Origin of the sequence: Candidatus Purcelliella pentastirinorum (assembly GCF_003391335.1) — a bacterium.
GTDB classification, from domain to species: Bacteria; Pseudomonadota; Gammaproteobacteria; order Enterobacterales; family Enterobacteriaceae; genus Purcelliella; species Purcelliella pentastirinorum.
The window spans coordinates 241,049-264,777 of the sequence record NZ_CP028374.1; the positions used below are offsets into that span (position 1 = coordinate 241,049).

Annotated in this window: 20 protein-coding genes, 1 tRNA gene and 1 other RNA gene; 12 read left to right on the forward strand and 10 right to left on the reverse strand. The window is 21.5% G+C overall.

Translation table 11 applies throughout. The annotated features are described in order from the left end of the window. Window positions 1-4 precede the first annotated feature (4 nt). Entirely contained in the window at window positions 5-1,228 is a 1,224-nt protein-coding gene (locus C9I82_RS01205) for a multifunctional CCA tRNA nucleotidyl transferase/2'3'-cyclic phosphodiesterase/2'nucleotidase/phosphatase (protein ID WP_115956037.1), read from the reverse strand. Between the two features lie 182 nt (window positions 1,229-1,410). On the opposite strand from C9I82_RS01205, the gene gndA reads away from it, so the two are divergent. Beyond that, window positions 1,411-2,817: an NADP-dependent phosphogluconate dehydrogenase gene (gene gndA, locus C9I82_RS01210; RefSeq protein ID WP_115956038.1), complete on the forward strand. Its 1,407-nt coding sequence runs from the start codon at window positions 1,411-1,413 to the stop codon at window positions 2,815-2,817. Window positions 2,818-2,866: 49 nt separating this feature from the next. Here the strand turns inward: gndA and C9I82_RS01215 are convergent. Further along, window positions 2,867-2,949, reverse strand: a tRNA-Leu gene (locus tag C9I82_RS01215). Between the two features lie 101 nt (window positions 2,950-3,050). Between C9I82_RS01215 and glmU the strand changes: the two genes are divergently transcribed. Beyond that, window positions 3,051-4,418, forward strand: a complete 1,368-nt coding sequence (glmU, locus tag C9I82_RS01220; protein ID WP_115956039.1) for a bifunctional UDP-N-acetylglucosamine diphosphorylase/glucosamine-1-phosphate N-acetyltransferase GlmU — start codon at window positions 3,051-3,053, stop codon at window positions 4,416-4,418. A 50-nt stretch (window positions 4,419-4,468) separates the two neighbouring features. Next, window positions 4,469-6,286: a glutamine--fructose-6-phosphate transaminase (isomerizing) gene (gene glmS / locus C9I82_RS01225; RefSeq protein WP_115956040.1), complete on the forward strand. Its 1,818-nt coding sequence runs from the start codon at window positions 4,469-4,471 to the stop codon at window positions 6,284-6,286. 16 nt (window positions 6,287-6,302) lie between these two features. Here glmS and ssrA read toward each other — a convergent pair. From ssrA to C9I82_RS02355, 4 genes are all read right to left on the reverse strand, one after another. Next, window positions 6,303-6,672, reverse strand: a transfer-messenger RNA (tmRNA) gene (gene ssrA / locus C9I82_RS01230). 11 nt (window positions 6,673-6,683) lie between these two features. Further along, on the reverse strand, window positions 6,684-7,142 hold the full coding sequence (gene smpB / locus C9I82_RS01235; protein ID WP_115956041.1) for an SsrA-binding protein SmpB: 459 nt from the start codon (window positions 7,140-7,142) through the stop codon (window positions 6,684-6,686). Between the two features lie 342 nt (window positions 7,143-7,484). Beyond that, window positions 7,485-7,697: a diacylglycerol kinase catalytic domain-containing protein gene (locus tag C9I82_RS01240; RefSeq protein ID WP_115956042.1), complete on the reverse strand. Its 213-nt coding sequence runs from the start codon at window positions 7,695-7,697 to the stop codon at window positions 7,485-7,487. 180 nt (window positions 7,698-7,877) lie between these two features. Continuing rightward, entirely contained in the window at window positions 7,878-8,054 is a 177-nt protein-coding gene (locus C9I82_RS02355) for a hypothetical protein (RefSeq protein ID WP_162859726.1), read from the reverse strand. A gap of 223 nt (window positions 8,055-8,277) precedes the next feature. On the opposite strand from C9I82_RS02355, the gene grpE reads away from it, so the two are divergent. Beyond that, on the forward strand, window positions 8,278-8,862 hold the full coding sequence (gene grpE / locus C9I82_RS01245) for a nucleotide exchange factor GrpE (protein WP_115956043.1): 585 nt from the start codon (window positions 8,278-8,280) through the stop codon (window positions 8,860-8,862). A gap of 9 nt (window positions 8,863-8,871) precedes the next feature. Here grpE and ung read toward each other — a convergent pair whose 3' ends face one another. Then, window positions 8,872-9,540, reverse strand: coding sequence for a uracil-DNA glycosylase (gene ung, locus C9I82_RS01250; RefSeq protein ID WP_115956248.1), 669 nt, complete (start codon window positions 9,538-9,540; stop codon window positions 8,872-8,874). A 74-nt stretch (window positions 9,541-9,614) separates the two neighbouring features. Here ung and mnmA point away from each other — a divergent pair, with 74 nt between their 5' ends. The 6 genes from mnmA (at window position 9,615) to C9I82_RS01285 (ending at window position 16,146) form a co-directional block, all read left to right on the forward strand. Then, complete coding sequence (gene mnmA / locus C9I82_RS01255; RefSeq protein ID WP_115956044.1) at window positions 9,615-10,748, forward strand: tRNA 2-thiouridine(34) synthase MnmA; 1,134 nt, start codon at window positions 9,615-9,617, stop codon at window positions 10,746-10,748. Between the two features lie 70 nt (window positions 10,749-10,818). After that, window positions 10,819-12,219: an adenylosuccinate lyase gene (gene purB / locus C9I82_RS01260; protein WP_115956045.1), complete on the forward strand. Its 1,401-nt coding sequence runs from the start codon at window positions 10,819-10,821 to the stop codon at window positions 12,217-12,219. Between the two features lie 162 nt (window positions 12,220-12,381). Continuing rightward, window positions 12,382-13,497, forward strand: a complete 1,116-nt coding sequence (gene potA / locus C9I82_RS01270; RefSeq protein WP_115956047.1) for a spermidine/putrescine ABC transporter ATP-binding protein PotA — start codon at window positions 12,382-12,384, stop codon at window positions 13,495-13,497. Next, window positions 13,481-14,341, forward strand: a complete 861-nt coding sequence (potB, locus tag C9I82_RS01275; protein WP_115956048.1) for a spermidine/putrescine ABC transporter permease PotB — start codon at window positions 13,481-13,483, stop codon at window positions 14,339-14,341. The genes potA and potB overlap by 17 nt, the downstream gene beginning before the upstream one ends. Further along, complete coding sequence (gene potC / locus C9I82_RS01280) at window positions 14,331-15,113, forward strand: spermidine/putrescine ABC transporter permease PotC (protein ID WP_115956049.1); 783 nt, start codon at window positions 14,331-14,333, stop codon at window positions 15,111-15,113. Before potB ends, potC begins: the two co-directional genes overlap by 11 nt. Then, a complete protein-coding gene (locus C9I82_RS01285) occupies window positions 15,106-16,146 on the forward strand; it encodes an extracellular solute-binding protein (protein ID WP_115956050.1) in 1,041 nt (346 codons plus the stop codon). The genes potC and C9I82_RS01285 overlap by 8 nt, the downstream gene beginning before the upstream one ends. A 10-nt stretch (window positions 16,147-16,156) precedes the next feature. Here the strand turns inward: C9I82_RS01285 and lpdA are convergent, their stop codons facing one another. The 3 genes from lpdA to aceE all read right to left on the reverse strand — a co-directional run bounded on the left by lpdA (window position 16,157) and on the right by aceE (window position 21,598). Further along, window positions 16,157-17,563, reverse strand: a complete 1,407-nt coding sequence (lpdA, locus tag C9I82_RS01290) for a dihydrolipoyl dehydrogenase (protein ID WP_115956051.1) — start codon at window positions 17,561-17,563, stop codon at window positions 16,157-16,159. A gap of 90 nt (window positions 17,564-17,653) precedes the next feature. Next, a complete protein-coding gene (locus C9I82_RS01295; RefSeq protein WP_115956052.1) occupies window positions 17,654-18,919 on the reverse strand; it encodes a 2-oxo acid dehydrogenase subunit E2 in 1,266 nt (421 codons plus the stop codon). A gap of 15 nt (window positions 18,920-18,934) precedes the next feature. Further along, window positions 18,935-21,598: a pyruvate dehydrogenase (acetyl-transferring), homodimeric type gene (gene aceE, locus C9I82_RS01300; RefSeq protein WP_115956053.1), complete on the reverse strand. Its 2,664-nt coding sequence runs from the start codon at window positions 21,596-21,598 to the stop codon at window positions 18,935-18,937. 186 nt (window positions 21,599-21,784) lie between these two features. Here aceE and ppa point away from each other — a divergent pair, with 186 nt between their 5' ends. Then, window positions 21,785-22,312: an inorganic diphosphatase gene (gene ppa, locus C9I82_RS01305; RefSeq protein ID WP_115956054.1), complete on the forward strand. Its 528-nt coding sequence runs from the start codon at window positions 21,785-21,787 to the stop codon at window positions 22,310-22,312. 199 nt (window positions 22,313-22,511) lie between these two features. After that, entirely contained in the window at window positions 22,512-23,669 is a 1,158-nt protein-coding gene (gene argE / locus C9I82_RS01310; protein ID WP_115956055.1) for an acetylornithine deacetylase, read from the forward strand. The last annotated feature ends 60 nt before the right edge of the window (window positions 23,670-23,729 follow it).

The following is a 23,729-nucleotide window of genomic DNA, read 5'->3' on the forward strand; positions in this document are numbered from 1 at the left end:
ACACCTAAGAAATCTTACGCCAATTATTTAAAAAATTAATTCTTGCACTAACAAGCTTATTACGTATATTATTACCATTTAAACAAGATTTAATTATATTTTTAACACATATATTTCTTTTTAATGAAAAAAACATATTCTTAAAATGATCTCCTTGAGGATAATCATTTGCAAAATAACCACAATAACTAAAATTAATCAATTTACAAATCAAACATAATTTATCTAAAATATATGGTTTTCTCCAAACATCAATATTATCAAATAACTTATTAATAGATTCAGATGAAAGATAATTAATATAATTAATCATAAAACAATACTTATTAGCTATTAATATTAAATTACGAATATAAATTGGTAAATTTAATCTTTTACACATATTTATAATAAAACAATAAAGCAAATAGTTACGATTATATCCAAAAAAATAATTTTTATAATTCAATAAAATTCCAAAACCATGACACAATACAGCAAATCTAACATCTACTTCTGAAGTTAAATATGTAGAAATAAATAAAGTATCTAAAATAGATTCACCTAAACTAATTGATTTTCCAAGATAAAAATAATTATTAATTTTAAATAAACTATTTATTTCTGGAAATAAAACAGATAACGCTCCACATTCTCTAAGAACTTTAAAAAAAACTTGAGGACTATATGTTTTTAAGGCTTTTTCAGTTTCTCTCCATATCATATGTGATGATAAATAAATTAATTCACCATTTTTAACTATATCACACATTAATTTCATTGTATTATGACAAATAGAAAACCCTAAATGCGAAAAATAAGCTGCTAATCTAGCAACACGTAAAATACGAGAAGGATCATCACAAAAAGCAATAGAAATATGACGAAGTAATTTTAAATTAATATCCTTTATTCCATTGCACGGATCAATATAAAAACCATTCTTATCCAATGCAATAGCATTTATAGTTAAATCCCTTCTAATTAAATCTTCCTCTAAAGAAATGCTAGAATCAAAACAAGTTTCAAATCCTAAATATCCATGACCTATTTTTCTTTCAATACGTGCTAACGCATATTCCTCATGACTGATAGGATGTAAAAATACAGGAAAACTATTACCAACTTTCTTATAACCAAGTTCTAACATAATCTCAGGTGTAGCACCAGTAACAACCCAATCCCGATCCTTTACAGGCAAATTTAGTAATTTATTTCTAACAGCCCCACCTACTAAATATACTTCCATAAAATACCTTTAAAATAATAAAAATATAAATAAATATTTTATATAAAATAGATTTTATATATAATAAAAATATGAAATATATATAAATAAAATAATTAAAATTATAAATTTTACACAAAATTTACTATATTTTAGTTACTCTTACTATTTAAAATAAATTTATTTAAAATAAGGATTATTTTATGTTAAAAAAACAAATTGGTATTATAGGATTAGGTATTATGGGTACTAATTTAACATTAAATTTTGAAAAAAACGGTTATCAAATTTCAATATTTAATAGAACAAAAGACAAAATTAACGAACTAATGTTAAATTATCCTAAAAAAAATATTAAACCATACTATACATTAAAAGAATTTATTTCTTCTTTAAATCATCCAAAATATATACTATTAATGGTTAAATCCGGGAAAGCAACAGATGAGACAATTAAAAAACTTATACCATATCTTAAAAAAAAAGATATAATTATAGATGGAGGAAATACATATTTTAAAGATACAATAAAAAGATATAATAAACTAAAAAAAATAGGCATAGATTTTATTGGAATGGGTATTTCAGGAGGTGAAGAAGGTGCTTTAAACGGAGCATCAATAATGCCTGGAGGAGATAAAACAATATATAATAAAATATCACATTTTTTAATTAAAATAGCTGCTAAAAAAAACAACAGATCTTGCGTTGATTATATAGGACCTAATGGATCAGGACATTATGTAAAAATGATACATAATGGGATAGAATATGGAAATATGCAATTAATTTCAGAAACATATAATATACTAAAAAATATCTTATTAATTAATAATAAAAAAATATCAAAAATATTTAATAAATGGAATAAAAAAGAACTAAATAGTTATTTAATTAAAATAACAAGAAATATATTAAAATTTAAAAATAAAAAAAATAAATATTTAATAGATTTAATTTTAGATAAAGCTGATAACAAAGGAACCGGTAAATGGGCAAGCATAAGCGCATTAGAATTAGAATCACCCTTTTCATTAATTACAGAAGCAGTATTTAATCGATATTTATCAAACTTAAAAGAAGAAAGAAAAATAGCATCAAAAAACAAAAAAATAATAAATAAAAAAATAAAAAGAATAAAAGAAAAAATATTTATAAATGATTTAGAACATGCTTTATATTTTGGTATCATAATTTCATATACTCAAGGTTTTTTACTTATGCAAAAAGCATCAAGAAAATATAAATGGAATTTGAATTATTCAGTAATAGCAAAAATATTTCAAGAAGGATGTATTATAAAAGCAAAAATATTAAATAAAATAAGATCAATATATAAAAAAAATAACCAAATAAAAAATTTACTTTTATCCTCATTTTTTCAAAAAAAAACAAAAAAATATCAATCATCTATTAGGAATATTATAATAGAATCAATAAAACATGGAATACCCACACCTACTTTATCATCAGCTCTATCATATTATGATAGTTATAATTCAGATAAATTACCTGCAAATTTAATACAAGCTCAAAGAGATTATTTTGGTAATCATATGTATGAAAGAACAGATAAAAAAGGTAAATTTCATACTAATTGGAAAATTTAATAATATAAATATTTATTTAAATAAATAAAAAATATATAAAAAAAGATTATGCCGAAGATCGGATTTGAACCGATATGTATTTCTACGATTGATTTTGAATCAATTGCGTCTACCTAATTTCGCCACTTCGGCATAATATATTTTATAAAAACATTCATAACTATCTATATACTAAGTTATAATATATAATATTTAAAGATAATAAACTTTAATAAAATTAAAATATATAGAAAATGTACAACAAAATTAATATAGTTATTCTTGCAGCTGGTAATAGTAATAGGATGTTATCTGCAACTAATAAAGTATTACATAAAATAGCTAATAAACCATTAATACAATATGTTATTGAAACATCAATAAAATTTAATCCAAAAACTATAAATATAGTTCATAAAAATGACTTAAAAGAAATTAAAAAAAAATTTAATAATTATAATTTAAATTGGATAGTACAAAAAAAACAATTAGGTACTGGAAATGCAATAAAAAGTGCAATTCCATATATTAAAAACAACGAAAAAATTCTAATACTATATGCTGATGTACCACTAATATCTGTAAAAACATTAAATAAACTATATAAAAATAAAGCTAAAAATGGTATTTCATTAATAACAACTACAATATCAGATCCATCAGGATATGGAAGAATAATACGTAAAAAAAATAAAATAATTAAAATAATTGAAGAAAAAGATGCTAATAAAAAACAATTATCTATAAAAGAAATAAATACAGGTATAATTCTTATTTCAAATATTCTATTGAAAAAATATTTGAATAGAATAAAAAATAAGAATAGACAAAAAGAATATTTTATTACTGATATTATATCAATAGCATATAAAGATAAATGTAATATTAAAACAATAACACCAATAAAAAATATTGAAGTTATAGGAATAAACAATAAATATCAATTATCATATTTAGAACATATTTATCAAAAAAATCAGGCAAAAAAAATATCAATGAACGGAGTAATAATAAAAGATTTAAATAAATTTAATTTAAGAGGTAATTTAAAACATGGTGAAGATGTAGAAATAGATATAAATGTAATATTAGAAGGTAAAATAAAATTAGGAAATAGAGTAAAAATTGGAGCAGGGTGTATTATTAAAAATAGTAAAATATATGATGATTGTATTATTCATCCATATACAATAATAGAATATACAACTATCTATGAAAAATGCATAATAGGTCCATTCGCATACTTACATACAAATACAATAATAAAAAAAAAATCAAATATAGGAAAATTCATAGAAATAAAAAAAACTACAATAAACAAAAAATCGAAAGCTGGTCATCTTTCTTATCTAGGAAATGCAAAAATAGGTTCAAGGGTAAATATAGGTGCTGGAACAATAACATGTAACTATAACGGTTTAAATAAATTTAAAACAATAATTGAAAATAATGTATTTATTGGAGCAGATAGCCAATTAATAGCACCAATTAAAATAAAAAAAGGAGCAACAATAGCAGCAGGAACTACAGTAATAAAAAATGTAAAAAAAAATACTCTTGTATACAATAAAAAAAAAGAAAAATACAAAATAGAATGGAAAATAAAAAAAAAAAAAATATAATTTATTTATAAAATATAATATATATGGGAAAAAATACTTAGGGAAAATTCATGTGTGGAATTATTGGTGCTATTGCACAACGTGACATTACAAAATTATTATTAAATGGTTTAAAACGTTTAGAATATAGAGGTTATGATTCATCAGGAATTGCAATAATAAACTCTAATAAAAAAATACAAAGAATAAGAAAAACAGGTAACGTAAACAAATTAATAAAAAAAATAAAAAAACATCCAATAAATGGAAAAATTGGAATTGCTCATACAAGATGGGCAACACACGGAAAACCTACAAAGAAAAATACACATCCACATATATCAGAAAATATTATTATTGTACATAATGGAATTATTGAAAATTATAATAATCTTCGTAAAAAATTAAAAACTATTGGATATCATTTTAAATCAGATACTGATACAGAAGTAATAGCACATATGTTACATAATGAACAAAAAAAAGGAGGAGATTTAAAAGAAATAACAAAACGTGTAATAAATAAATTAAAAGGATCATATAGCATTGTTATAATGGATAAAAAAAACCCATCAATACTAATAGCAACTAAATTTAAAAGTGCATTAATAATAGGAAAGGGTATAAATGAAAATTTTATAGCATCAGATCAACAAGCATTATTATCAATAACAAATAATTTTATATTTTTAGAAGAAGGAGATATAGCAGAAATATCATGTACAAATATAAAAATAAACAATATAAACAATAAAATTATAAAAAGAAAAACTATAAAATCAACAACAAAATATGAAGTACTAAATAAAAACTTATACAAAAATTATATGCAAAAAGAAATTTATCAACAACCTTTAGCAACTAAGAATACTATAAAAAAATATTTAAAAAATAATGAAATTAAATTAAATAATTTAGAAGATAATTATCATTTACTAAAAAAAATAATAAATATACAAATAATTGCTTGTGGAACATCATATCATGCAGGATTAATTGCTCGCTATTGGTTTGAAGAAATAGCAAAAATATCATGTAACGTAGATATAGCTTCAGAATTTCGTTACAGAAAACCAATTATACAAAAAAATACATTAATAATTGCTATTTCTCAATCAGGAGAAACAGCTGATACATTAGAAGCTTTAAGAATATTAAAAAAATATAAATACCTTAGTTCAATATCAATATGTAATACTGAAAAATCATCTTTAGTTAAAGAAACTAATTTTTCATTAATAACAGAAGCAGGAACAGAAATAAGTGTTGCATCAACAAAAACATTTACAACACAACTAACTATTTTATTAATATTAATAACAAAAATTTCTCTATTAAAAAATAATAAAAATAAAAAAATAATTAAAATAATTAAAAAAATTCCAAAAAAAATAAAAGAAATATTATTTTATGAAAAAGAAATTAAAAAATTAGCAAAAAAATTTTTAAATGTAAATAATATGCTATTTATAGGAAAAGGCAAACAATATCCCACAATCATGGAAGGTGCATTAAAAATGAAAGAAATATCATACATACATGCTGAAGCTTATCCTGCTGGAGAATTAAAACATGGACCATTAGCAATTATAGATAAAAATATACCTATTATAATAACAGCTGAAAAAAATAAAATGTTAAATAAAATAAGAATAAGTATAGAAGAAATTAATGCAAGAGGAGGAATAATATATATATTAGCAGATCAAACAATTAAATTTAATAATAAAAAAAATATAACAATCATTCCTTTACCACACATAAACAGTATAATATCACCTATAATATACACTATACCACTTCAATTATTAGCTTATCATGTTGCAATAATAAAGGGTACTAATATTGATCAACCAAGAAATTTAGCTAAATCAGTAACTGTAGAATAAAAAATAAATTGATATTTGGTGGAGCTGGCGGGATTCGAACCCGCGTCCGAAAAAAACTAATATCCAAAATACTACATATTTAGTCTATATCTAAATTCATTTAAAATATGTTTATAGACAAACTATATAATAAATTAACTTTGAAATTAAATTTACGTACAATAACCAAAGTAATTATTCATTACGTTATCTCTTTAAATAAATCCTTTATATCTTTACACACAAAGAGAATGTATAAGAAAGGAGCACAACAGCACTTTAGGCTGCTAATGCATAACCACTATTATATTTTCCAACTACTATTTTAACGGTTTTTTACAAGACCTACCGCATCTTGATATGCATTCAAAATATCAATTATCTTCGTCAAATCCATAATCAGCCCCAAAATATAATTTTAATTTCTCTTTATAAGACGTTCTTTATATCTATTCCAATCACGTTGTTTAATAGCATAACGTTTATCTTTAAGTTTCTTACCAATTCCAATCCCTATATTTAATTTACACCAAGATCTTTTCCAAAACAATGAAATTACAACTAAAGTATGTCTATTTTTATTCAAATTACCATATAAAAATTCTAATTCATTTTTAGATAAAAGCAACTTACGATAACGACTTAAATTTAAATTATCACTTTTTATATTAAACAAAGGTTGTATATGCAAACCTACAACAAAAGCTTCCCCATTTATTATTGTAACATAACTATTATTAATATTAACCTTATTTAATCTTAAAGACTTAACTTCCCATCCTTGTAATACCAACCCTGCTATTAAATTATCTTTGATAAAATAATTATATAATATATTTTTATTTTTACAAATAACCTGTCTATCTAAAATCACCATATTTAAAAAAATAAATAAAAAAAAACTATCAAAAAAATTATGAATATAATATCACCTAAAAAAAATAAATCAATCAATAATTATATAATAAATAAATAATACATAATTAAATATAGAAAACAAATTAATATATAAATAAATATATCTAAGATTAAAAATTTTTTTTAACCAATTTAATTTATTTCTTAATATATCGAAATAATTATAATTAAGAGATATATAAAATTAACACTATAATTAGTACGTTTTATTAAAATATGTAAATTATTACCAATTAATAACCTTATATCTTTGTTATCACAATAAATTTTAAATAGATATTTAGATCTATTTATGTATAAATCAATAATAATTAACACTAATAATAATTGGTCTAGTAGAAAAAATATGAAGAAAAATAGATAATATAGATATAACATTTAATAAGGGTAAAATAATAAAATCTCCAACTGATAAAAAGTAAAAAGTAAAAACTGTAGATATAGAAACAATTAAACCATCTAATTGCTGTGAAAAAGCAAAACATTTATCTATAAAAACTTTATGTTTAATCATATGAGCAATTTTATTAGAATATAATATTAATTCATAATAATATCATAACCCAAAAAATTATTTTTTTCATATACAGATATTTCTAACATAAATCTTCTATCTAAAATAAATTTACTATCTAATACATTAATTAAATCTTGTTTATAATTAATTAAATTTAAATCAGTTAAAAAACCTAAATCATCTTATATTTATACCAACAACTTTAATATTATATTTTAATAACACTTTTAAAACCCTTAACATACTAAAATCACCAACAACAACTATAGCTAAATCATAAAATTTTCCTATCTTAAATAAACTTATTATCTTAATAACTCTTCTTAAAGATAATATAGAAACTGTTTTTTTCAAAAATTACTTTATACCTAAATTAATTAACCAATAAAATAGTTTTTTCATATATACCTAATGAATTAAAAAATCTAGTAATTACTATAATACCAATATAATTACATTTGATTTCATAAAATATAAAAATCCTTAATTTAATTAATAACTAAATTTATTTATATAAAATAAAAATTTATTATTGAAAGAAAAATTCTTATCCCCATTATTAAGCATAACAAATGGAATGAAAATTATATACATGGATAATTTTATGGAAAAGAATAAAAATAAAGAAAAAAAAATAGAAAAAGAAAATACAAAAAATATTGAAAATAAAAATGAAAAAATAAAAAAAATAAAAAATAAAAAATTAATTAAAAAATTAAAAAAAAAATTAAAAAAGAAAAAAGAAAAAATAAAAGATATTCAATTAAGAACACAAGCAGAAATTGAAAATATTAATCGAAGAAACAATCAAAATATAGAAAAAATACATAAATTTGCACTAGAAAAATTCATTAATGAACTATTACCAGTTGTAGATAATTTAGAAAGAACATTAAAAGCAAATAAAAAAAATAACAAAAAACTACAACCTATAATGAAGGGAATAAAACTAACATTAAAATCACTATTTGATGTAATGTCAAAATTTGGTGTAAAAAATATTTCAGAAAGAAATGTACTTTTTAATCCTAAAATTCATCAAGCAATAATAATGGAAAAATCAGATGAAATTGAAACTAATAAAATTATTAAAATAATGCAACCAGGATATATACTTAATGGAAGATTATTAAGACCAGCTATGGTTATAGTTTCAAAATAATAGAAAAATTTATAAAACCCAGTCAATTGGATTAATATTTTTATTTACTAAAAATTTATTAGCTTTTATAAAATGATTACATCCTAAAAAACTAATATTTGCAGACATAGGTGATGGATGAGATGATGTTAAAACATAATGTTTATTTAAATTAATTAAATTTATTTTTTTTTGTGCATAATTACCCCATAGCAAAAATACTACATTATTTTTATATTTACTAATAAAATAAATGACAATATCCGTAAATCTTTGCCAACCTATATGAGAATGAGAATTAGCTTTTCCGGCTTCAACAGTTAAAATAGAATTAAGTAAAAATACACCTTGTTTTGCCCAATTATATAAATAACCATGACTTGGCATATTAAAATTCAAAAAACTATAATACAATTCTTTATAAATATTTTTTAAAGAAGGAGGTATTCTAACTCCTATATTAACAGAAAATGCTAAACCATTAGCTTGATTATATCCATAATATGGATCTTGACCTAAAATTACTACTTTTAATTTATCAAATTCTGTAAAACGAAAAGCATTGAAAATGAATCTTTTGTTAGGATAAAAATTTTTACCAAGAGATAATTCTTTATTCAAAAAATAAAATATATTTCTAAAATATTTTTTAGATTTTTCTAAATAAAATAAATCTTTCCATTTTAATAATACATTCATTATGATATAAAATAAATTTATAGAAATCATTAAATATATATATTACAATAAAATCTTAATTATAAAAATATAAAATGAAAAAAGTAATAATAGCTATGTCAGGAGGAGTAGATTCTTCAGTTTCTGCATGGATTCTTAAAAACAAAGGATATCATGTAGAAGGATTATTTATGAAAAATTGGGAAGAAGATGATAATAAAAATTATTGTAATTCAAAAAAAGATCTTCAAGATACTGAAACAATATGTGAACAACTAAAAATTAAATTACACAAAATGAATTTCTCAATAGAATATTGGAATAATGTCTTCAAGAATTGTATTTCAGAATATAAATTAGGAAAAACACCAAATCCTGACATAATATGTAATAAAGAAATAAAATTTAAATTATTTTTAAAATTTGCATTAAATAAAATGAATGCAGATTATATAGCAACAGGTCATTATGCAAGAACTAAAATAATAAATAAAAAATACTCTTTACTAAAAGGAATAGATAAAAAAAAAGATCAAAGTTACTTCTTATATACAATAAAAAATTATCAAATTAAAAAAATATTATTTCCAATAGGACATTTAAAAAAAATAGAAGTAAGAAAAATAGCAAATAAACTTAATTTCATTAATGCAAATAAAAAAGATTCAACCGGAATTTGTTTCATAGGAAAACGTAAATTTATAAATTTTATAGAAAAATATATACCAAACAAAATAGGTAAAATAATAGACATAAACAATAATACCATTGGAAAACATAAAAATGCAATGTACTATACATTAGGTCAAAGAAAATGGTTAGGAATAGGAGGAATAAAAAATAAAAAAAATAGTCCATGGTATGTAATAGATAAAGATATTAAAAAAAATACATTAATTGTAGACCAAAATAGATATACACCATATTTACAATCAAAAAGTTTAATTTTAAATAAAATACATTGGATAAATAAAGAAAAAATCAATTTAAATTTAGAGTATGAAATAAAAGTAAGATATAACCAAAAAAGTACAAAATGTAAAATTAAAAAAAAAAAAAATAAAGAAATTAAAGTTAAATTTAAAAATCCAATAATAGCAGTTACACCAGGACAATCAATTGTTTTTTATTTTAATGATATTTGCTTAGGAGGAGGTATAATAAAAAAAAATATACCAATAAAGAAATATAATATTAAAATTAACAATTATTCAAAAAATATAAAATAATAATTAATTATTAAATACATTTATATAAAAAAATATATAAATAAAACAAAACTTTAAAAAATCAATATATATGAAATTAAAAAACAAATTATATGCAATATCACCAATAGATGGAAGATATTCAAATCAAGTAAATGAAATACGTGAAATATTTAGTGAATATGCACTATTTAAATATAGAATAAAAGTTGAAATATTATGGTTAGAAAAGCTATCAACCATACCAGAAATAAAAGAAATACCCAATTTAAATAAAAAAACAAAAACAAAACTATATAATATAATTAAAAATTTTAATATAAAAAATGCTAAAAAAATTAAAAAAATTGAAAATATAACAAATCATGATATAAAAGCATTAGAATATTTTTTAAAAAAAGAAATATCTAAAATTAATGAACTAAAAAAAAATATTGAATTTATACACTTTGCATGTACCTCAGATGATATTAATAATTTAGCATATGCACTTATGCTAAAAAAAGCAAAAAAAAATATATTTATTCCTTATTGGAATAAAATAATACAAAAAATTAAAAAATTAGCAAAAAAATATATAAAAACAGCATTATTAACATATACTCACGGACAAGTAGCTAGCACATCTACAATCGGTAAAGAAATGACTAATTTTATTTATCGTATGGAAAGACAAAAATATCAACTTAAAAATATAAAAATATTAGGAAAAATGAACGGTACTGTAGGTAATTACAATGCACATTTAGCAGCATATCCGAATATTAATTGGAATAAAATCAGTAAAGAATTTGTAAACTCTTTAAAAATAACATGGAATCCATATACAACACAAATTGAACCTCATGATTACATATCAGAATTACTAACATGTATAATAAGATTTAATATAATTAATATTAATCTTGTAAGCGATATATGGAGATATATTTCCATAAAATTTTTTATTCAAAAATATAAAAAAGAAGAAGTAGGATCATCTATAATGCCATACAAAATCAATCCTATTGATTTTGAAAATGCCGAAAGTAATCTAAAATTATCAAATAGCATAATGCAACATTTAAGTATTAATCTTCCAATATCAAGATGGCAAAGAGACTTAAGAGATTCTACACTACTACGTAATATAGGACTATCATTTGCATATTCAATAATAGCATATAAAAAAATAATAAAAGGAATATCAACACTAAAAATAAATAAAAAATACATAAAAAAAAAAATAAATGAAAACTGGCAAATATTAACAGAAGCAATACAAACTACTATGCGTAGTTATAAAATAAAAAAACCATATGAAAAATTAAAAAAAATAACAAGAGGCAAAAAAATAACTAAAAAACAAATAAAAAAAATAATAAATAAATTATCCATACCACAAAAAAAAAGAAACAAATTAAAAAAAATAACTCCAGAAAATTATATCGGAAATGCAATAAATTTAACTAAAAATATGGAAAAATATATAAATAAATTAAAAAATAAATAAAATAAATTAAGATAAAAAATTATTTTAATAAATAAAAAAAAATAAATTTATAAAATAAATAAAAATAATATTTTTAATATAAATATTTTAAGAATAAAATATTTTAAAATAAAATAATTTAATAAAAAATTATAAATCCATATTATAAATAGAGTCATTAATATGATAAAAAAAAATTCAAAAAAAATATTAATGAAATTAGTAAATATAAATAAATTATATAAAAAAAAAAAAATAATAACTAATTTCAATATGAATATATATTATGGAGAATTTTTAACAATATTAGGACCATCAGGTTGCGGTAAAACAACAATATTACGTTTAATATCCGGGTTAGAAAAAGCAAATACAGGAAATATTTTTTTAAATAATAAAAATATTACAAATACACCAGCAGAAAATAGAAACATAAATACAGTATTTCAAAATTATGCATTATTCCCTCACATGTCTGTATTTGAAAATATAGCATTTGGACTTAAAATACAAAAAATTACAAAAAAACAAATAATAAAAAGAGTAAATGAATCATTATCTATGGTACAACTAGAAAACTTTAAAAAAAGATATCCCAATCAATTATCGGGAGGAGAACAACAAAGAGTAGCAATTGCAAGAGCTGTAATAAATAGACCTAAAATTTTACTATTAGATGAACCACTATCCGCATTAGATTATAAATTAAAAAAAAAAATGCAAAACAAATTAAAATACCTACAAAGAGAGCTAAAAATAACATTTATTCTAGTAACACACGATCAAGAAGAAGCATTAAGTATTTCAGATAGAATATTAGTAATAAAAAATGGTCATATTGAACAAGAAGGAACTCCAAGAGAAATATATGAAAAACCAAATAATATATTCGTAGCTAAATTTATTGGAGAAATTAATATATTTAATACAGAAGTATTAAAAATAATAAATAAAAAAAAAATTATGGTTGAAATAGATGGAAAATTCTTTATTCTAAAAATAAAATTTAAAGCTATAATAGGACAAAAAATACATATTCTATTAAGACCAGAAGATTTAAGAGTTGAAGAAATAAACAATAAACAAAAAACAAACAAACTTATTGGGTATGTACGTGAAAGAAACTATAAAGGTATGACCCTTGAATCTACAGTAGAACTTGAAAATGGTAAAATAATTACAGTAAGCGAATTCTTCAATGAAGACGATCCAAACGTAGATCACAACTTAAATCAAAAAATGGCAGTAAGTTGGGTAAAAAATTGGGAGGTTATACTGCCATATGAAAATAAAAAATAATTTTAGTCTCCTGAAAAAAATAATAATCATAATAATATTAATTTGGCTAATAACATTTATATTTTTACCAAATATAATCTTAATTATTACAAGTTTTCTTACTAGAGATAATATACATTTTATTAATAAAACCATTACATTAAATAATTACAAAAAATTATTAAATCCAATATACAGTAAAATTTTATTACATTCATTTGATTTAGCAATAATATCTACAATATGTTGTTTATTGATTGCATATCCATTTTCATGGTATTTAACCAAACTAAAAAAAAAAATAAGATCTTTTATGATATTTTTAATAATAATACCATTTTGGACTAATTCTTTAATAAGAATATACAGCTTAAAAATATTTATTAGTACAAATGGAATACTAAATAAATTTCTATTAAAGTTACATATAATTAAAGAACCATATCATATAATATTTACTTCACAAGCCATAATTATTGGGTTAATATATATACTATTACCATTTATGGTTTTACCACTTTATTCTAATTTAGAAAAAATGGATAAAAGCTGTTTAGAAGCAGCAAAAGATCTTGGAGCTACAAAAATACAAAGATTTATAAAAATAATTTTACCATTATCTATTCCGGGTATATTAACAGGATGTATCTTAGTACTTTTATCAGCAATGGGACTCTTTTATATCTCTGACTTATTAGGAGGAGCAAAAAACTTACTAATAAGTAATATAATAACTGATCAATTCATAAAAATAAGAGATTGGCCTTTTGGTGCTGCAACTAATATAATGCTAACTATAATAATAGGTTTTATATTAATAATATATCTCAAAACAATAAATCTTTTAAAAAAAAATAATGAATAATTTATTAAAAAATTCATTTATATTAATAATATACTGTTGGTTATATATACCAATCATAATTCTTATAACTAATTCATTTAATAAATCAAGATTTGGAATTAACTGGGAAGAATTTAGTTTTAAATGGTACACAGTTTTAGCAAATAACAGTAGTTTGATTGAAGCAACAAAATATTCTCTAATAATAGGAATAATATCCGCTACTATTGCAACAATTATAGGATTGATAACAGCAATAGTGATATATTATCAAAATAATTGTTTTAAATCTTTTATAACAACAATGCTCTTTATAATTATAATATCACCAGATATTGTTATGGCTATTTCACTTTTATTATTTTTTACCTTATTCAATATTTCACTAGGATTTTGGTCATTATTATTTTCTCATATAACTTTTTCATTACCATTTACAACAATAACAATATATTCAAGATTAAACGGATTCGATAATAAAATATTAGAAGCAGCGAAAGATCTTGGAGCCAATATCATAATAATAATATACAAAATTATTATACCTATAGCTATTCCAGGAATAATAGCTGGATGGTTATTAAGTTTTACCTTATCAATAGACGATGTAGTGATATCTTTTTTTGTATCTAGTCCACAATTTGAAGTATTACCGATAAAAATTTTTTCAATGGTAAAATTAGGAATATCACCAGAAATAAATGCTTTAGGAACTATTCTATTATCTACAACTATAATATTAGCTGGCATAAGCCAATTACTATTATATAAAAAAGGAATATTAAATGAATAAATTATTATTTATTATAATACTCATTATATCATTAATAACCAACTGTAAAGAAATAAAAAAAAATACACTATATTTTTATAATTGGAGTGAATATGTACCAACAGAAATACTTGAACAATTTACAAAAGAAAGTGGAATAAAAGTAATTTATTCAACATATGATTCTAATGAAGATATGTATATAAAATTAAAAACTTACAAAAAAATACCTTACGATTTAATAGTACCATCAACATATTTTGTAGCTAAAATGAAAAATGAAGGTATGTTAAAAAAAATAAACAAAAAAAAAATTCCTAATTTATATTTTATAGATAAAAATTTACTAAATAAACCATTTGATCCTCAAAATAAATATTCAATACCGTATATATGGGGAGCAACTGCAATAGGAATAAATAGTGATAAAATTGATTATAAAAAAATAACATCATGGAAAGATTTATGGAAAAAAGAATATAAAAATAGCATTCTATTAATAAATGATGCAAGAGAAGTTTTTCATATGGCACTATTAAAATTAGGTTATTCTGGTAATACTACAAATAAAAAAAAAATACAAGAAGCATATAAAACACTAAAAATACTTATGCCAAACGTATTAACCTTTAATTCAGATAATCCCAGCAATCCTTTTATTGAAGGAGATATAAATATCGGAATGATATGGAATGGATCAGCATATACAGCAAAATTAGCACATGTACCATTAAAATTAATATGGCCCAAGGAAGGAAGCATATTGTGGATGGACAATTTATCAATTCCAATTAATGCAAAAAATATAGAGGGAGCATTAAAAATGATAAATTTTTTATTAAGACCAGATATATCTGCTAAAATTGCTATATCTACAGGATACTTAACTCCAAATATAGAAGCTAAAAAAATATTACCTAAAACTATGTCAAATAATAAATTTTTATATCCTTCAAATAAAATGATTAATAAAGGAGAATGGCAAAATGATGTAGGTGATATAAGTAATTTATATGAACAATTATTTCAAAAATTAAAAATAACATCATATTAACATATAATAATTAATTAACATTAATAAAATCAGTAAAATTACCAAGAAACATTTTAACTGAAAAATTAATAGATTCACTCAATGTAGGATGAGCATGTATAGTCAAAGATATATCTTCAGCATCACATCCCATTTCTATTGCCAAAGATAATTCTCCTAATAACTCACTGCTATTAGCACCAATTATAACACCTCCTATAATTTTATTTGTTCTTTTATCAAATATCAATTTAGTAATACCTTTTGTAGAATTTATAATTATTGATTTACCAGATGAAGACCACGGATATAATGATACTTGATAAGGAATATTATTTTTTTTACAATCTTTTTCTGTCATACCAACCCAAGACAACTCAGGATCAGTATACAAAATACAAGGAATAATCCTAGGATTAAAATAATGTTTAAAACCTGCAATAACCTCAGATGCTACATATGCTTCATGTATACCCTTATGAGCCAGCATAGGGTAACCAACTACATCACCAATAGCATATATATTAGAATTACTAGTGCGCATTTGATCATCAACTTTAATAAAATTATTATCATCAAGTTCAACACCTGCTTTATCTAAAGCTAACAATTTAGTATTAGGATATCTCCCAATAGATACTAATACATTAGAATAAAATTTTGAACTAATATCAGATGAAGGACTCTGCATAAAAACCAAAAAACCATTATCCCTATTTTCAATAGAAATAATTTTAGTATTTTTAATAATATTGATTTTATTTTTCATAGATTTTAAAAAAAAATCAACAACATCAATATCTAACATTGACATAATTTTATTTGATATATCAACAACATCAACAATAGATCCAAAAGAACTATAAATATTAGCTACCTCTAACCCAACAATACCACAACCAATTATAAGCAATTTATCAGGAATATTTTTTATTAAAACAGCATCATTAGAATACCAAAGTTTTGAATCATCATTAACAATAGATAATTTAATAGGAGAAGATCCAGTAGCTATAATAGCATATTTAAATTTAACAATAATGTTATTATTATTAACATCATTAACAATTATACTATTATCAGAAATAAATTTACCTACTCCATAAATAACATTAATCCTTTTAACTAAAGCTAACTTACTTAAATTAAAAGATAATCTATTAATAATTTTATTCTCCCATGAATATAATTTACTAATATTAATATTAATATTAGTATCAATAATACCATTATTAGATAAATCACTAAAAATATTTAATGTTTTTGATATATGCAACAATGCTTTTGTAGGAATACAACCAAAATTTAAACATACTCCACCTAAACGAGAATATGATTCTATCAAAGTCGTTTTTAAACCTAAATCAGAACAACGAAAAGCAGATGTATATCCAGCTGGGCCAGAACCTATTACCAATACTTCAGTATTCTTTTCCATATAAACTAAATCCTCATAATATTAATTTACATAAAATTATAAAAAATATATTTTAAAATTAATATATTAATAAATAAATAAAATATTAAATTATATAATTAATCTACGAATATCAGACATAAAATAATCTATTAAACACATAAATTCACCAGCATCAACACCATTAATAACTCTATGATCATAAGATAAAGAAAATGGTAAAATTGTCCTGGGAATAATTTTATTTAAAACAAATACAGGTTTTACTAAAATTTTTGATATACCTAAAATAGCTACTTCTGGAAAATTAATAATTGGTGTAAAAAATATTCCACCTAACTTACCTAAACTAGAAACAGTAAAACTACCACCCTGACAATCAACTTTTCTTAATTTATTAGAACGTACTTGATTAGATAAATTTGATAATTCAACAGATAAATCAATAATATTTTTTTTATCTACATTACATATAACAGGTACAAACAAACCATAAGAAGAATTTACAGCAACACCAATATTAATATATTCCTTTAATATCAAAAAACTACCATCATTTGATAAAGAACTATTAAAATTAGGCATTTTTTTTAAACTTTTCGCAATAGATTTTAATAAAAAAATAATAGGTGTTATTTTGATAAAATTTTTATCAAAACTTAATCTTTTATTTTCACTATGACGAAAAACTTCTAAATCAGTAATATCAATTTCATCAAACTGTGTAACATGAGGAATAGTATTCCATGTTTTATGTAATTTATTAGCAATATTTTTTTGTAAATCACTAATTGCTAAAAATTTTGTTTTTCCAAACTTATCAAATTCATTTTCTTTCTTTATAGATTTATTATCTTTTTTATTATTATTGATAAATCTAGATTTAATATTCAAATAATCATCTAAATCAGATTTCAATATACGACCTTTTCTACCTGAACCTTTAATGTTAAACAAATCTATATTTAATTTACGACTTAATCTACGAATTAATGGTGTAGCATATGATTTAAAATCATTTAAAAAATAATCCTTTGTTTTAGTAGATTTAAATTTATTATTATAAACTTTAGATATTTTATTATCACATATAACATCTAAGATATTAGATGAAGTTTTTAATGATGACTGTAAATTAATTTCATCACTATCAATAATAATTATAATATCATTAATTTTTACTGTATCAAAAATCTTTACCTTTATATCTTTTACAATTCCATTATATGGAGATGGAATATCAAAAGAAGCTTTTTGTGCTTCAACTACAAATATTATTTGTTCAAATTTAATTGAATCACCAATATTTACTAAAATATCAACCACATCAACTTCATTAACACCTGCAATATTAGGTAATTTTATATCAATAAGCATATATTATTTTCTCTTTCAAAATAAACGAGGATTTATTTTATTAACATCAATACCAAAAAGATCTATAGCATGATTAAAAAAAATAGAACTAATATCTTTCAATTGAACTAATATACTTAACACACAAATCACAATATAAGGATAACTTATTTCAAAATAATTACGTAAATTAAAACGACTATCAGACATTCCAAAACCATCTGTACCTAATACAAAATATTTATCACTAGGAACATAACTAGAAATTTGTTCAGCAAATAATTTTATATAATCAGTTACTGCTAAAGCTGGAAAACTATTCATAACACATGATATATAAGAACTTTTATTAACATCATTAGGATGTAATAAATTCCATCTAGCACAATCTTGACCATCTCTAGCTAATTCTGTAAAAGATGTAACACTATAAACATCAGATGCTATATCATATCTATTAGATAAAATCCTAGCTGCCATACGAACATGTTGCAAAATAGAACCAGAACCTAATAATTGAACTGAACTTTTACTACCATTTAATGTTTCTAATTTATAAATACCTTTTTTTATACCATACTCAGAATTAGGGGGCATACTAGGCATATGATAATTTTCATTAAAAGTTGTAATATAATAGTATACATTTTCATGATTAGGACCATACATTCTTAATAAACCATCATAAATAATAACAGCTATTTCATACGAATAAGCTGGGTTATATGAAATACAATTAGGAATTGTCAAAGAATAAATATGACTATGACCATCAGCATGTTGTAAACCTTCACCATTTAATGTTGTTCTTCCAGATGTACCACCTATTAAAAACCCTTTCGCTTGTTGATCACCTGCCGCCCAAAGTGAATCACCAACTCTTTGAAAACCAAACATAGAATAATAAATATAAAAAGGTATCATAGTTAAATTATTAGTACAATAAGACGTTGAAGCAGATATCCAAGAAGAAATGGCACCTAATTCATTTATACCCTCTTGTAGTATTTGACCATTTTTATCCTCTTTATAATAAAAAGTTTCATTGTAATCTTGAGGAATATATTTTTGACCATTAGAATTATAAATACCAATTTTACGAAACAAACCTTCCATACCAAAAGTTCTTGCTTCATCTGCTACAATAGGAACAACTCTATCCTTAATAGAATAATTTCTTAAAATAATATTTAATATACGAATAAAAGCAATTGTAGTAGATATTTTTTTATTTTGTTTTTTCAATAAAGATTTAAAATCTGATAATTTAGGTAAAATTAATTTATCTTTTAAATTATACATATTTCTATTAGGCAAATAACCACCTAAAACTTTACGTCTATCATGTAAATATTCATATTCATCACTACCCTTAGCAAATTTTACAAATAATAAATTACTAATACCATTATTATCTATTGAAATCTGCAAATTATCTCTTATAGAACATAAATCATCAAAACTTATATCTTTTACCTGATGAGAAATATTCTTACTTTCGATATTTGATGTTAAACCATATCCTTTAACAGTATGAAATAAAATTACGACTGGTTTATTTTTCACAACCTGTGCTTTCTTAAAAGCTGCATATATTTTTTTGTAATCATGTCCTCCTCTAACAAGATTAAAAATATCTATATCTGTGATATCCTTGACTAAATCTTTTGTTTCAGAATATTTACCAAAAAAATGTTCACGAATATACATACCATTTTTAGATTGTAAAGTTTGATATTCTCCATCTACTGTTTCATTCATCAATTTAATTAATTTGCCATTAACATCTTTTTTTAATAATGGATCCCAATTTGAACCCCATATAACCTTAATTACCTCCCAACCAGCACCCAAAAAAAAATTTTCTAATTCCATAATAATCTTACCATTACCATAAACCGGACCATCTAATCTTTGTAAATTGCAATTTATAACAAATATAAGATTATCCAATTTATCACGAGAAGCTATATTTATTGCTCCTTTAGATTCAGGTTCATCCATCTCACCATCTCCTAAAAAAGCATAAACAGTTCTTTTAGATGTATCATCTAAACCACGATTATACAGATATTTTAAAAATTTAGCCTGATAAATAGCATTTAACGCACTAAGACCCATAGAAACTGTAGGAAATTGCCAAAAATTAGGCATTAATTTTGGATGTGGGTAAGAAGAAATTCCATTACCACATATTTCTTGACGAAAATTATTTAACTGAATTTCAGTCAATCTATTTTCCAAAAAAGCTCTAGAATATATACCAGGAGAAATATGGCCTTGAAAATAAACTAAATCACCGATATTATCATCACCATAAATACGAAAAAAATGATTAAAACAAACTTCATATATATGTGCAACAGATTGAAATGAAGATAAATGACCACCCAAATCTAATTTCTTTCTAGAAGCCCTTAATACAATCATGATAGCATTCCATCTGACAGCTGAACAAATACGATCTTCTATAACAATATTACCAGGATATATTGGTTCTTCTTCAACAGATATAGTATTTATATAATTAAATTTATTTAAATAATCATTAAAATGTTCATTTCTAAATATAACTTTTGATATTTTATTAAGTAAATATTTGGCACGTTCAATACCATCATTATGAATAACAGACTTTATTGATTCCAACCATTCAATAGTTTCAATAGAATCAATATCATTAAATTCTGAATTTACCAAAGTTAATACCTTAATTTATGATAAAACATAAATAAATTTAAAAATATTATACAGATTTTTAAAAAAAATTTATATAATAATATTTAATAATTAATTTTTTAATATATATTAATATAAAATTTAAATTTTATATTAATAAAATATTATTAAATATTATAAATAATACATCTATATTGGTAAAAATATATGAATTTTAACAAAAAAAAAAATAATAATAAAAAAACAAATAAAATAAATGTTGTTATTGAAATATCTGCAAATAGCAACCCAATAAAATATGAAATGAATAAAAAAAATAAAACATTATATGTTGATAGAATAATATATACTCCTATGTTTTATCCATGCAATTACGGTTATATAAAAAATACATTATCACTAGATGGTGACCCTATTGATGCAATGGTTATTACTCAATACTCATTAATTCCAGGATGTATCATAAATATCAGACCAATTGGATTACTTAAAATGGAAGATGAATCTGGAAAAGATTTTAAAATAATATCTGTACCGACAAATAAAATTACAAATGAATATAATAATATAAAAGATATAAATGATTTATCTAATTTCAAAAAAAATCAAATAAAATATTTTTTTCAACACTATAAAGACTTAGAAAAAAATAAATGGGTTAAAATAATTGGATGGATGGATGTTAAATATGCACAAGAAGAAATAATAAAAGCATATACAAGATATAAAAAATAAAATAATTAAAAATCTTATTATTTATTATTTTAAATAAAATAAATATTTTATTTAAAATAAAATATGAATAAAATATTAAAAGTAATAAAAACTTAAATTAATAAAATAATTAAAAATTAATATTTATTTTATATTTTTAAATTAAAAATATAAAATATAAATATTAGTAATTTAAAAACTAATTTTAAAAGGATAAAAAATGAAAAATAAATTACCATCATTTATTGATATGTATAATAAAATAATAAATATACCATCAATCAGTTCAAGTGATAAAAAATTAGATACAAGCAACAAAAATATAATAAATATTTTAGCAGAATGGTTTAATAATTTAGGATTTACAATAGATATACAATATATACCAAATACAAAAAATAAATTTAATATGCTCGCAAAAAGTCACAACGGAGAAAATGGTTTACTGTTAAGCGGACATACTGATACTGTTCCCTACGATGAAAAACAATGGACAAAAGATCCATTTAAAATTACAGAATACGATAATAAAATATATGGATTAGGAACAACAGATATGAAAGGATTCTTTGTATTTATATTAGAAATATTAAAAAATATCAATATTAAAAAATTTAAAAAACCACTATATATTTTAGCTACCGCTGATGAAGAAACTTCAATGTCAGGAGCAAGACATTTTTCTGATGTAACATCCATAAATCCAAATTTTGCAATAATAGGCGAGCCAACAGAATTAAAACCTATTAATTCACATAAAGGACATATTTCAAAAATAATTAAAATCAAGGGAAAATCAGGACATTCAAGTAATCCAAATTTAGGTATAAATTCCATAGAAATAATGAATAAAATAATAAACACCTTATTAAAATTAAAAAAAAAACTAAAAACAGATTACAATGATAATACATTTACAGTACCATATCCTACTCTAAATTTAGGACATATATATGGAGGCAACGCGGTAAATAGAATTTGTTCATATTGTCATTTACACATTGATATAAGACCAATACCAAATATTAATACAAAACAAATAAACGAAATATTAAATAATACTTTAAAACCTATAAATAAAAAATGGGGCAATATAATTACTATACAAGATTTAAATCCACCAATACCAGGATTTAAATATAATAATAAATACAAATTATTAAAAAAAATTGAAGAAATATTAAAATGTAAAAAAACAAAAAAAGTAAATTATTGTACAGAAGCACCGTTTATACAAAAAATATGTCCTACAATAATTTTAGGCCCGGGATCTATAAAACAAGCTCATAAACCAAACGAATTTATTGATAATTCATATATAAAACCTACTAAAAAAATATTTAAAAAAATAATAAATAAATTTTGTCATATTAAATAATTTTAATACAATTAAAAAAATACTTATTCTACAAAATAAATAAGATATAAAATTTAGTTA